The sequence below is a fragment of the Streptomyces sp. NPDC058663 genome, from assembly GCF_042716745.1.
Classification (GTDB): domain Bacteria; phylum Actinomycetota; class Actinomycetes; order Streptomycetales; family Streptomycetaceae; genus Streptomyces.
In genome coordinates this window covers 1-703 of sequence record NZ_JBHXRV010000014.1, presented here as the reverse complement: position 1 = coordinate 703, position 703 = coordinate 1, and the positions used below count along the sequence as shown (strand labels likewise).

Sequence of the window (703 nt, the reverse complement as noted above, 5' to 3'; positions counted from 1 at the left end):
GTGTCGGCGGGGCCCGGGGGGCCACCCACCTGCTATTGGGGGGATCGGCGGGGGGGGCCGGCGGGGACGGCCCCCGCCGCCCCCCGCCGTGTGCGCGAGGGCTGTCGCCCTGCGCCGTGGTGCTCAGGGGCGGCGGTGGCGGCCGTAGTAGCCGCCGACCTGCTCGTGGTAGCCCGCGTCCCCGACATGCTTGTCCTTGTCGAACTCGGGCGCGTCCTTGATCTGGTCCTTGGTCAGGCCGACGTAGATCTTCTCCTCGGCCGCGTCCACCCTCTCGACCGTGCCGGCCGGGAGCAGAACGTGCTTGCCGAAGATCCATACGCCGGTGTCGACGACCAGATGGGCCGAGCCCACCTCGTCGGAGTGCTTGTCGACCTTGCCGATGCTGCCGTCGGTGGCCTCGACCTTGTAGCCGATCAGGCTGTTGCCCGACTGGTGTCCGGCGGTCGGCTGGTAGCCCCAGATGTTCTCGCTCATGAAAACAGCTCCTTCATCGTCGGCAGTAGAACGGTTGAAGCGCGGAATGCTCCGCCCGATAACCTGCGGAATTCCCCGCCGACAACCGGGTGCCCCGCCTCGGTGTCCTTACACGGTCCGACCCGGTCCGATCTGAATTCGTCCCGGGGAGGGGAAAGAAGCGGGCACGAATGCGGGTGGCCCGGACAGAGGTCTGTCCGGGCCACCCGCATTCGTGCCGTTGCAC

1 protein-coding gene is annotated in these 703 nt (G+C 68.8%); it reads right to left on the bottom strand.

All coding sequences use genetic code 11. The annotated features are described in order from the left end of the window. Positions 1 to 123: 123 nt before the first annotated feature. Positions 124 to 477 (bottom strand): PRC-barrel domain containing protein, encoded by a 354-nt coding sequence (locus ACFWVV_RS12595; protein ID WP_384341665.1) that lies wholly within the window; start codon positions 475 to 477, stop codon positions 124 to 126. Positions 478 to 703 lie beyond the last annotated feature (226 nt).

Bases quoted from the DNA above. Each gene is read 5' to 3' on its own strand.
- ACFWVV_RS12595 (WP_384341665.1), bottom strand. From the start codon at position 477: ATGAGCGAGAACATCTGGGGCTACCAGCCGACCGCCGGACACCAGTCG.